Origin of the sequence: Nocardia cyriacigeorgica (assembly GCF_010858045.1) — a bacterium.
Classification (GTDB): Bacteria; Actinomycetota; Actinomycetes; order Mycobacteriales; family Mycobacteriaceae; genus Nocardia; species Nocardia cyriacigeorgica_E.
The window spans coordinates 96,015-106,941 of sequence record NZ_JAAGVC010000017.1 but is presented as its reverse complement, the minus strand read 5'-3'; the positions used below and the strand labels follow the sequence as shown (position 1 = coordinate 106,941).

Annotated in this window: 10 protein-coding genes; 6 read left to right on the top strand and 4 right to left on the bottom strand. The window is 68.3% G+C overall.

The window, feature by feature from the left end; translation table 11 throughout:
* Together GV790_RS16900 and GV790_RS16895 are read left to right on the top strand one after the other, a co-directional pair.
* The coding region (locus GV790_RS16900) for an MFS transporter (protein ID WP_163814298.1) at positions 1–801 on the top strand (801 nt) is incomplete at its 5' end.
* Positions 802–894: 93 nt separating this feature from the next.
* Positions 895–1,521, top strand: coding sequence for a helix-turn-helix domain-containing protein (locus GV790_RS16895; RefSeq protein ID WP_218586428.1), 627 nt, complete (start codon positions 895–897; stop codon positions 1,519–1,521).
* Here GV790_RS16895 and GV790_RS16890 read toward each other — a convergent pair.
* A complete protein-coding gene (locus GV790_RS16890; RefSeq protein ID WP_163814296.1) occupies positions 1,503–2,078 on the bottom strand; it encodes a dihydrofolate reductase family protein in 576 nt (191 codons plus the stop codon). The two genes, GV790_RS16895 and GV790_RS16890, sit on opposite strands and share 19 nt — an antisense overlap.
* A 276-nt stretch (positions 2,079–2,354) precedes the next feature.
* Between GV790_RS16890 and GV790_RS16885 the strand changes: the two genes are divergently transcribed.
* From GV790_RS16885 to GV790_RS16875, 3 genes are all read left to right on the top strand, one after another.
* Positions 2,355–3,029 (top strand): DsbA family protein, encoded by a 675-nt coding sequence (locus GV790_RS16885; RefSeq protein WP_163814295.1) that lies wholly within the window; start codon positions 2,355–2,357, stop codon positions 3,027–3,029.
* Between the two features lie 113 nt (positions 3,030–3,142).
* Positions 3,143–4,114, top strand: coding sequence for a transporter substrate-binding domain-containing protein (locus GV790_RS16880; protein WP_163814294.1), 972 nt, complete (start codon positions 3,143–3,145; stop codon positions 4,112–4,114).
* 12 nt (positions 4,115–4,126) lie between these two features.
* Entirely contained in the window at positions 4,127–5,731 is a 1,605-nt protein-coding gene (locus GV790_RS16875; protein ID WP_163814293.1) for a BCCT family transporter, read from the top strand.
* 65 nt (positions 5,732–5,796) lie between these two features.
* Here the strand turns inward: GV790_RS16875 and GV790_RS16870 are convergent, their stop codons facing one another.
* Positions 5,797–7,386: a GMC family oxidoreductase gene (locus GV790_RS16870; RefSeq protein WP_163814292.1), complete on the bottom strand. Its 1,590-nt coding sequence runs from the start codon at positions 7,384–7,386 to the stop codon at positions 5,797–5,799.
* A 29-nt stretch (positions 7,387–7,415) separates the two neighbouring features.
* Positions 7,416–9,191, bottom strand: a complete 1,776-nt coding sequence (locus GV790_RS16865) for an aldehyde dehydrogenase family protein (RefSeq protein ID WP_163814291.1) — start codon at positions 9,189–9,191, stop codon at positions 7,416–7,418.
* 203 nt (positions 9,192–9,394) lie between these two features.
* Here GV790_RS16865 and GV790_RS16860 point away from each other — a divergent pair, with 203 nt between their 5' ends.
* Complete coding sequence (locus GV790_RS16860; protein ID WP_375139403.1) at positions 9,395–10,603, top strand: PucR family transcriptional regulator; 1,209 nt, start codon at positions 9,395–9,397, stop codon at positions 10,601–10,603.
* Between the two features lies 1 nt (position 10,604).
* Here GV790_RS16860 and ppnP read toward each other — a convergent pair whose 3' ends face one another.
* Positions 10,605–10,916, bottom strand: a complete 312-nt coding sequence (gene ppnP, locus GV790_RS16855; RefSeq protein WP_138446135.1) for a pyrimidine/purine nucleoside phosphorylase — start codon at positions 10,914–10,916, stop codon at positions 10,605–10,607.
* Positions 10,917–10,927: the final 11 nt, after the last annotated feature.

Genomic DNA, 10,927 nt, shown 5'->3' with positions numbered 1-10,927 from the left:
GCCGATGAACGCCACCCAGCCCCGCCGCACCACGCACCCCTCTCACGCCAAGCCCCACCGTCGCCCGAGCGGCCGACGCCCACGGCCTACCGCCGAGCCGTCGTCGCACTCAGCAGGCTGTTCACCCAGCGAAACTTCCTGGCACACGGGCTGATCGGATTCTTCTTGTTCGCCTCGTTCGGCACCCTGTGGAGCGGATATGCCGTGGCGCTGGCGGACGCACCGTGGCAGTTGAGCGAAAGCCGGATCGGACTGTTCGGCGTGGCCGGGCTGGTGGGTGCGCTCGGAGCGGCACGCGCGGGCCGGTGGGCGGATGCGGGCCGGGCGAAGTCGGTGACCGGCGCCGCGCTCGCCCTGCTGATTCTCTCGTGGGCGGCCATCGCGCAACTCCCGCACTCGCTGTGGCTGCTCGCGGTCGGCGTGGTGATACTCGATTTCGCGGTGCAGGCGGTCCACGTGAGCAATCAGCATGTGCTCACCGCCGCGTACCCGGACCGCGTCAGCAGCGTCATCGGCGCCTACATGGTGTTCTACTCCCTCGGCTCCGCCCTCGGCGCTGCCGCGACCACGGCAGTGTTCACCGCGTATGGCTGGGCGGGCTGCTGCCTGCTCGGCGCAGGATTCGCGGCGTGCGCACTCACCGTCCGGACCATCGCGGGACGGCAGGGGAAGGCGATCCGAACCCGGCGATACGAGACACCGACTCCGGGTTCGGCGAGCCCAGCGGACACCGGTGTCCCGCCACAGTCAGCCCGGAGCCTCGGCGCGGAGCAGGCCTGCGGCACGTGCCGGCCGACCTAGTATTCCCTTGTGGGACTGCTCTTCGAAACGCGCGCCTCCGATTCGCCGTGGGTCGAATCCATCTGGACGTGCCGTGCCGAGCAGGTGTCGACGATGACGTCCGTCGCGAGCGAGACCTGGGGCCTGGTGTTCTGGGAGCAGGCTGGGCAGCGATTCGCGGCGGTGACGGGGCCGGAGACGCGTACCGGGACGGCGCCGGTGCCCGAGGGTGCGGTCTTCACCGGTATTCAGTTCGCGGTCGGGACGTCGCTGCGCACCGTGGCGACATCGACGCTGCTCGACGGCGGGATCGCGCTGCCCGATGTGAGCGGCCGGACGTTCTGGCTCGACGGTGCGCATCGGGAGATACCGGGCCCCGATGACGCCGAAGCGCTCGTCGAACGGCTCGTGCAGGAGGGCGCCGTGGTGCGCGATCCGCTCGTCGCGGCCACCTTGCGGGGTGCACCGCCCGAGGTCAGCGAGCGGACGCTGGAGCGCCGGTTCCGGGCCGCGACCGGACTCACCCACGGCGCGGTCCGGCAGATCGAGCGGGCCCGCACGGCCGCGTTCCTGCTGATGACGGGCGAAGCGCCGGGCGATGTCGTCGCCAAGCTCGACTATTACGACGAACCGCATCTGGCGCGTGCGCTGCGCCGCTATGTCGGGCGCACCGCCGGGCAGCTGCGCGCCAAGGCCGGTGGCGCGATCGCCCTCGATCCCACTCAGCGCACCACGTCGTAGATCAGCTTGGTCACCCCGTTGGCGTAGCCGGCCGAATCCCGCAGCCGCAGCTGCTGCTTGTCCCGATCCGAGCGCGGGAACAGGTGTTTGCCCGCGCCGAGCAGCACCGGGAACACCAGCAGGTTGTACCGATCGATGAGTTCGGCTTCGGCGAGACGGAGGGCCAGCTCGGCGCTGCCGTGGATGAAGATGCCGCCACCGTCGGTCTGCTTCAGCTTCGCGACCTCGTCCTCGGACCGCAGGATCGTGATCGGCCCCCAGCCGTCGATCAGGGCGTCCTCGGTCAGGCTGGCGGACACGACATACTTCGGCAGGTCCCGATAGGCGGCATGGTCTTCGGAGTCGCGCCAGATCGGGGCGAAGGCCTCGTAGCTGCGGCGGCCGAACATCAGGGCCGCGGTATCGGCGAGTTCTTCGGCCTTGAGCGAGTAGGCCTCCGGGACGAATTCGGTCTGCATGACCCAGCCGCCGCTGCGGTGCCCCTCCGCCGTGCCGCCCGGCGAATCCACGACGCCGTCCAGCGACATGAAGCCCGTGTAGACGAGTTCGCGTGCCATCAATTCCTCCTGAATGTGTGCCTCGGCTTGTGCTCGACGCCAAGCCTAGGAACGGGCCGGCAGCGTTGTCTTGGACGAAACCGACACCGCGCGAGTTCCGCGGTCGACCGGGAAGTGACCGGTGGACTCGCGGCTTTCGCGCCGGGCACCGGGCCGACCGTTAGGCTGACCCGGGAATGTCCGGGCGAGCGGGGAGCATGGCAAGTGAACACCTATCCGGGCGGGTGGCAGCAGCCGCAACAGCCGCAGCAGAATCGTCGGCTTCTGGTCGTGCTCATGCCTTTTCTGGTGCTGGTGCTGGTCGCCGCCGCGGTCGGCATCGGGTTGCTGGCGCGGGGTGCGGTGACGACCGAGGTCACCGGCACAGCGACCGCGATGGCCGACGGCTCCACACCGAAGAACGTGCTGGCCGACGGTGCCGTGCGGGTCGGCGACGAGGACGCGAAGGTGACCGTCCGGGTCGTCATGGACCTGCAATGCCCCGCCTGCAAGGCCTTCGAGGAGGCCAACGGCTCGGTGCTGGAGGAGGCCGTGCGCGAGGGCACCGCCGCCGTCGAGTACAGCGTCATCACCTTCCTGGACACGATGAGTGAGACCGAATACTCCTCTCGCGCCGGAAACGCCTCGTTCTGTGTCGCCAGCAGCGGCCTGGACAATTACCAGAGCTGGCTCTCGGAAATGTATGCCAAGCAGCCCACCGAGGGCGGTGCGGGACTGCCCGACAGCGACCTGATCGATATCGCCGAATCGGCCGGATACACCGATTCCGCTGTAGCCGAATGCATTACCAACCGGCAGTACGACAGTTATCTGCGGACGAAAACCACCCGGGTGCTCGCCTCCGGCGTCAGCGGCACGCCCACCGTTTACGTCAACGGCGCGGAGGTCACCGACCGCAGCGCCCTCATGATCCAGGGTGGGCTCGCGGCGGTGATCGAGGCCGCGCGGTGAGTTAGCCGCGAACTCCCGCACGAGCCGCCGCCACGGGTGGATCATGAGGCGGACAACGTTGTCGGCGGAGGGATGGCGCAGCTATGACGCGAACCTGGTCTAGGCGACGATTCTTGCAGGTCACTGCGGCGGGAGGCGGTCTGCTCACGGTGCAGGGACTGATCGCCGGATGTGATGCGGTCGGGCTCGGGGACACGCTGGAGAAGATCAGAGACGCGGGGGTGGTCACGGTCGGGTATTCCGGCGAGCGGCCGTACGCCTACGACGACAACGGCGTCGTCGGTGCGATTCCGGCGGTCGATCGCGCGGTGTTCGAGCGGCTCGGCGTCGACCGGCTCGACGGCGTGCTGGTGCCGTTCCGCAGTTTGATCGGCGGGGTGAATTCGGGCGCCTTCGACGTGATATCGGCGGGCATGTTCGTCAACAAGGCCCGCTGCGAACAGATCGCCTTCAGTGAGCCGATCTACTGCGCGCAGTCGGCGTTGCTGGTGCGGCGAGGTAATCCGATGCGGCTCACCGATTTCGCTTCGATCGCCGGCACCGGCGCGACCGTCGCGGTACTGGCCGGCGCGGCCGAAGAGGGGTATGCGCGAGCGGCAGGCGTGCGAGACGAGAAGATCACCGTGGTCGGCGGCCAGGACGAGGGGCTCGCACGGGTCGCGCAAGCGCAGGTCGACGCCTTTGCGCTGACCGGCATTTCCTTACGCGCCATGCTCGAACGCGCCGAACAGTCCGAGCCCTCCCCCGACGGCGGCCCGGCGGAATGGGCGCGCGAGGTCGAGTTGTCACCACCGTTCACCGCCGTGGTGGACGGGAAGCCGCGCCTCGGTTGCGGCGCCGCGGGATTCCGGAAAACCGACGGCTCGCTGCGTGCGGCCTACAACGACGAATTGGCCGCGCTCCGCCGGGAAGGCCGGATACTCGAGCTCACCGCACCCTACGGATTCACCGCGGCCGAAATGCCGGATCCTTCGGTCCGGACCGACGATCTGTGCACAATCGACAGCGGCGTATCCGCGGCCCGCTGCCACGGTAATCCTCGAGCGACACCGACCCGAACGCCCAACGCAACTCACCTCGGCTGATGTGGGGAATCAATGAAAGATTCACGAGGGCAAGGACACAAACACCGGCGCGCAGGGATCGACGCACCGGTCACGATCACCGCCGCCGCACTCACCATCCTGTTCCTGATCGTCGGCGTGACGTTCTCGGACGAGATGCGGGTGGCAGGCGAACACATCTACGCGTTCATCGCCCGGCAATTCGGCTGGGTGTTCGTGCTGTCGACGGCCGGGTTCGTCTTCTTCATTCTCTATCTCGCATTCAGCAAGTACGGGCGGGTGAAACTCGGCGTGCCCGGCGACGAGCCCGCGTATTCGACGTTCTCGTGGATCGCGATGATGTTCGCCCTCGGCGTCGGTATCGGCTTGATCTTCTACGGCGCGTACGAGCCGGTGACATTGTGGGCGGAGCCGCCGCCCGGCGGGCCACAGCCGCGGACCGATTCGGCCGCCGTGGTCGCCATGCAGTATTCGATCTTCCATTGGGCGCTGCATCCGTGGGCGTTCTTCGGTGTCGCGGGCCTCGCATTCGCCTACGCGACGATCGTCAGGGGGCGTCCGTCGCTGGTCAGCGCCACCTTGAAGCCATTGATGGGCAAGGCTTCCGACGGGTTGGCCGGCCGCGGCATCGACACCTGGGTCATCGTCACCACGATGGTCGGCAATGCGGTGACCCTCGGGCTCGGCACGCTGCAGATCATCGCCGGACTCGGATTCATCTCCGATATCGAAAGCTCAACGCTGGTGCTGATCATCGTGGTCGGATTGCTCACCGCGGCGTTCATCTTCTCGGCGGTGGCGGGTGTGGACAAGGGCATCAAACGGCTCGCCGACTTCAACACGCTGCTCGCCATCGCGCTCGGGCTGTTCATCCTTGTGCTCGGACCGTTTTCGTTCATCTTCAATCTGCTGTCGCAGGCGATGGGCGGCTACATCTTCAACTTCCTGCCGATGTCATTCGAGACCGGCGCCTTCGCCGACGGACAGTGGATGCAGGACTGGACCGTCTTCTTCTGGGCTTGGGGAATCTCCTGGGCGCCCTACGTCGGTAGTTTCCTGGCGAAGATCTCCCGAGGTCGCACGATCCGCGAGTACGTCTTCGGCGTGCTGATCGCGCCGAGCCTCGCGACCATCGTCTGGTTCTCGATCCTCGGCGGCGCGGCCCTGGATCTGCAATTGAGCGGAGAACGCGATATCGCCGCCGTCGCCTCGGAGAGCGCTCAGGCGGCATTCTTCGAAGTGCTCGCGGCATTTCCGCTGTCCACCGTCACCAGTATCGCGGTGATCATTCTGGCCGGAGTGTTCTTCGTCAGCGGCGCGGACGCGGGTGCGATCGTGCTCGGCACATTCTCTTCGAAGGGCGCCGACGAGCCGAAGAAATGGCTGGTGATCGCCTGGGGGCTGCTGGTCGGCGCGGTCGCGTTGACGCTGCTGGTGGTGGGTGGGCTCGACGCCCTGCAATGGGGCGCCATCGTTGTCGCATCACCGTTCGTCTTGATCCTGGTGGCGATGTGCGTCGGGCTGGGAAAAGAGCTGCGCGCGGATGTGAAAGCCGGGCGGGTGACCATGGTGGGTAAACGCTCCGAACGGCCGCGGACCCACACCACCTCGGTACCCGGCGATGAGCGCGCGGACTGATCGGGCTACCGGCCATGGCGGGGGAACGCCGCACCCAGTCGGGGTACAGCGTTCGCCCGCACAGCTCAGTGGCCGGCGGCCTTGATGAGGTCGGCCGCCTTTTCAGCGATGACCACGGCCGGCGCGTGGGTGTGGCCGCGGATGATGGTCGGCATCACCGAGGCGTCGGCCACCCGTAGCCCCTCGACGCCGCGAACCTTCAGCTCGGGCGTGACGACACTGGCCGCGTCGGTGCCCATGCGGCAGGTGCTCGTCGGGTGGTAGAGGGTGTGTGAGTGCCAGGTGAGGGCGTCTTCGAGGGTCTGCTCGATGCTCGCCTGCTCGCGTTTGGGCTGCAGGAAGCGGCCGATCTTGGAGCCGAGCGGCGCGGAGGTGATGATGCGGTGCGCGGTGCGCAGTCCGGCCATGAGTGCGGCGCGGTCGGCGCCGTCGCTGTCGGACAGGTACTTCGGGTCCACGACCGCTTTGGCCATCGGATCACCGGAAGCCAGCGTCACGGTGCCCCGGCTGCGCGGCCGGAGCAGGATCGGACCGATCGCGATGCCGTGCCCTGGCGCCACCCCGATGCCTTCGTCGTAGAACGGGGCCGGGCCGAAGATGATCTCCAGATCGGGCAGCTCCACTTCGGGCGTGCTGCGCACGAACCCGTACGCCTCGCCCACATTGGAGGTGAGCATGCCGCGCCGCCGGACCAGGTAGTTGATCAGCTCGAGCGGCTTCTCCGCGGCGAACAGGGTGCCGGACTCGACGGCGACACCGATCAGCGAGATCAGGTGGTCGGTGAGATTGCGGCCCACCTCGGGAAGGTCGTGCACTACCGGGATACCCTGCGCGCGAAGCTGTTCGGCATCGCCGATGCCGGACAGTTGCAGCAGCTGCGGGCTGTTGATCGCACCGCCGCACAGCACCACTTCCTTACGGGCTCGCACGGTACGGGTGCCGCCACCCTGGCGGTATTCGATGCCGACGGCGCGGTTGCCCTCGAACAGCACCCGCGTCGCCTGCGCGCCGGTGATCACGGTCAGGTTCGGCCGTCTACGCGCCGGTTTCAGGTAGGCGTCGGCGGTGCTCCAGCGGGCACCGCGCTGCTGGCACACCATGGTCCTGGTGAAGCCTTCCGGCTGCGGCAGGTTGGCCCGCTCGGTTTTGAAACCGGCGTGCTCGGCCGCGGCGAGGAAGTCGGCGGTCCAGCGGCTCGGGCTGCGCTGGTGCGAGATGTGCAGCGGCCCATCCCGGCCCTCGTGGGGTTCCGCCGCACCTTCGACCGATTCGATGCGCTCGAAATACCCGACGACGTTGGCGAACGACCAGCCCTCCCCCGCTGCTCGAGCCCATTCGTCGTAGTCGGCGGCGAATCCGCGCACCCACATCATGGCGTTCATCGACGACGATCCGCCGAGCATCTTGCCGCGCGGCCAGAAGATCTGCCGGCCGCCGAGTTCGGGCTGCGGGGTGGTGAGATAGTTCCAGTCCAGATCGGTCTGGAACAGCTTGGAGAACGCGGCCGGAATGTGGACGGCCTGATTCTTGTCCTCGGGGCCCGCCTCCAGGGCGATCACCGAGTCGGACGAGCGTTCGCTGAGCCGCGCGGCGACCACCGCTCCCGAGGACCCGGTACCGACGACGACGTAATCGGCAATGCTGTTGGTGCTCATGTGTTTCTCCCGGTGTGGTGTGAGTCGGCTCAGCCGCGCAGCGCGGAGACGAAGATCGCGGGCAGACGGGTCCAGCCGGGATCGGCGCCGAATCCGGCGAGCAGCTTGCCGGTGCCCGCGGCGGTCTTGTTACCGACGAACCACGGCGGCTTCGGCGAGATCGCGAACTCCCCGTGCAGCAGCGACCGCGGAGCCGGCCGGAACGGACCGCGCACCACGGTGCGCTGCACCCGGTCGATCAGCCACGCGTTGTGCACCACACCGATACCGCTCTGGACGTCGTCGAGGGTGTGGCCGGGGAAGGCGCCCCATGCGGCGGACGGGGTCAAGAAGCCGACGCCGGTCCAGGCGTTGATCGCGATGGTGCCGTAACGCAGATCCGCGACCAATTCGTCGAAGGCCGCGCCCAGTTCGGAGATCGTCTCCGGTGCGGCGATGATGTTGACGCCGAGGGTGCCGGTGAAATCGTCGTTGGCCGTCCTGGCCGCGGCCCGGGCAAAAGTCGCTCCGGTCCCCGGTAGCTCGACCACACCGAGCACCGGCGCGAAATACTCCTCGGCCAGCAGCGGTTCCTGCGCGGACGGGTCGATCCCGGTGACGAGCACCCGCGTGCCGTCGGGGCCGAGACGTTCGGCCCGCGGATAGGACGCGAGCGCCAGGGCGACCCGGTCGTCGCTACCGGGGTAATAGGCGCGGCGAGCCGGCGCGTTCCCGAGGGCACTGCGCAGCGCGTCGAGGAACTGCTTTTTCTGCGGCCAATCGGCGGAGATGATCACCGCCTGCGACGCCACGCAGTTGTAGCCGCCGTTGTGCAGGCGCTGGGTCGCGACATGCTCGGCCTGGAACGCGATATCGGCCGAACTCCACGTGCCGGGCAGCACGATCGTCGGCGAGACACCGCCGAGTTCACTGGTGACCGGCTTGGTCAGCTTCGGCGTTCCGGCCAGTTTCCGTTCCGCGGCCTCGGCGCCGGTCCCCCACACGATCGCGTCGTGGGTCCGTGCGCTTCCGGTCATGTGCACATGCACGACGAGGTCGTGGCCGACCAGATAGCCGCCCACCTCGGCCCCGCCGGTCAGCAGCCGCACCGCGCCGAGCTCGATCAGCGGCGCGAGGATCTTGCCGAACACCGGCAGCAGCGGATCGGTGATGGGGTTGAGTTTGAGTGCCACGACCCGGTTGTGCGCGATCAACTCGTAGAGGGTGTCCAGTGGCGCGATCGAGGTGATGTTGCCCGCGCCCAGGACCGCGCCGATGCCATTGGTGCGGCGCGGATCGAGTTGGGCCAGGCCGGCATTGGCTTTCGCGGCGGCGCTGCTGACGCCGCGCTGCAACCACACCTGCGCGCTGAAGCCGTTGAGCAGCAGCGCGTCGAACGGGCTCGCGGGCAGCACGTCGACGGTGACGTGGTCGCCCGCTGCCCCGAAGGTCGCCTGCTCGAGCGGACTCTTGCCCTCGGCCAGCGCATCGAGGGTTTTCGACAACGCGCCGAGCGCAGCGGCGAACACATAGGGGCCCGACATCCATTCCTCGCCGATCAGCGGCGACGACGGCGCGAGCCCCTTGATACCGGCGGCGGCGTCCACCCACTCCTGCGCGTGCCGTCCGGTGAGCGCGCGCACCCGGTCGAGCAGTGCGCGCCGTTCCGGCAGCGGCAGCGCGGCCCATCTCTTCTCGCCCTCGACGAGCTCGGACAGGGCCGCGTCGACGGCGGCATGAGTCGATGGCGCCAGGTTCGTAACCACGTTCGGTCCTCCAGGGGATGAGCGGTCTGCGCGGGACTCCCGCAGACGAGACCGTCCCATTGTGTGACGCCGGACACTTCCGAGGCCAGGTGCGGAGGTTGCGGACCGGGCTGCCCCAGTTTGTGCTCGCGCACAAAGATCATGCCCTCGTGCGCGCGGTCATGCGAGGACAGTGCGCGTCTACTCGCACCGCTGGCGGGGTATTTGTGTCCGCGCACAAGTGGACGTGGCGCAGGACACGTGCGGGCGCGTAGGCTGCTGGCGTGAGCGCACCACCACCGATCGCCCCGACGCGCGCGCCCCGGCTCGCCCGGGAACTGCTCGCCGAGGTCGAGTCCATGGCCGACGAGCTGGTCCTCAGGATCACCGTCGCCGACCGTTCCTACGCCGACCCCGGCCTGCTCACCGCCGAGGAACTGCGCCACGCGTGCCTGGACAACCTCACCGAGATCATCAGCGCCCTGGCAGGCCGCCCCGCCCGGCTACAACCGGCGCGCGCGGTCGGACGACTCAAGGCCGAGCGCGGCGTCCCCATCGCCGCCCTGCTGCACGCGTTCCGGCTCGGCGGCCGGATGATCTGGGAGGAACTCACCGCCCGCTCCGCCACACCCGGCGATCCCGAACTGCGTGATCTCGCCACCGAACTGTGGGAACTCATCGACACCTACTCCGATACCGCGGTCGAGGCCTACCGCGAGACGGAGATCCTGCTCGCCCACGCCGATGCCCAGACCCAGAGCCGATTGATCCGCACCCTTTTCGACGACAACTCCGGCAATCCGGCCCGCGCGCTGACGGCGTTGCGGACCTTGGGGCTGCCGGAGAGCGGAACATACGCGGTCGTGTCGATCGAGCCCGACGATCCCGGTGCCGCACTGCCGGGCCATCTGGTCGCCACGATGAGAGATGCCGGGGTGCGATCGGTGTGGGATTCCCAGATCGATGCCCACGTCGGGTTACTGTGCCCGGCTTCGCCAGCGGCGATCGACAAGGCGGTGGCGAAGCTGGCCGATCTCGTCGACGGACGGATCGGCGTGAGCACGAATTTCACCAGTCCGCAAGGCATTCCGGGCGCCCTGGCCGAGGCCAGGCTGGCCGTCCGCAGCGCCCGCCCCGGCGCACGCATGGCCGTGCGCTACGGCGAGCAGCCCGTGGCGCACCTGCTGGTCATGCTGCCGGAGGCGAGCAGGCAGGCCGCCGCCCAGATCCTCGGACCGGTGCTCGGCCTGCCCGAGCCCGAGCGCGACGATCTGATCGCCGCGCTGCGCGCCTGGTACGACTGCGCCGGTTCGACCGCCGCGGCCGCCGAACAACTGCACTGCCACCGCAATACGGTGCGCTATCGCCTGCGCAAGCTGCGCGATCTCACCGGACGCGACACCACCGATCCCGTGCAGTCCGCCGAACTGCATCTGGCGCTACAGGCCGTCACCCTCCTCGGGCCCGGCCCCGCGCCGCGGACTCCGGCCTAGATCAGCCGTAGTGGCAGACGTAGTGCATGGTCTGGCGGACCTCGATGTCGAAGGAGCTGTCGCCCGGCACCGAGAACGATTCACCCGCCTTGTAGACCACGGCCTCGTCGGCGCCGGCGAAGGTGACCGCGCATTCGCCCTCGATCAGCTCCATCACCTCGGGCGCAGCGGTTCCGAAGGTCAGGGTGGCCGGCTGGATGACGCCCACCGACTTCTTGGTGCCGTCGGGCAGCTCGAGGCTGTAGCTGACGCACTTTCCGTCGAAGTAGACGTTGGCCTTCTTCGCGACGCTGACATTCTCGAACTGCGACATGATCTCTTTCC